A 294-nucleotide genomic window follows, 5' to 3' on the forward strand; every position below is an offset into this window, starting at 1 on the left:
TGCCAGAAGGGCGTGCCGAGTCCGGGCGTGCTCGGCTGGGCGGCGTCTTGCGCTGCCATGGCGCCGGCGCGATATGCGGTGCGGCCAGCCTGCACCGCGGCGGCGAAAGCGCCAGCCATTGCGACCGGGTCTTGCGCCAGTGCAACGGCCGTGTTGAGCAGCACGCCGTCGTAGCCCCATTCCATCCCCTGGCAGGCATGCGACGGCAGCCCCAGGCCCGCGTCGACCAGCATCGGCACCTTCAGCCGATCGCGCAGCACCTGCAGCGCATAGGGGTTGACCGGCCCGCGGCCG

1 protein-coding gene is annotated in these 294 nt (G+C 72.4%); it reads right to left on the minus strand.

Features of this window, described 5'->3' with window-relative positions; genetic code table 11:
• Positions 1–294 (minus strand): beta/alpha barrel domain-containing protein (locus ACZYSP_RS35465; protein ID WP_489019237.1); only part of this gene is annotated, 294 nt, incomplete at both ends.

Source organism: Variovorax sp. F042, from assembly GCF_057814215.1.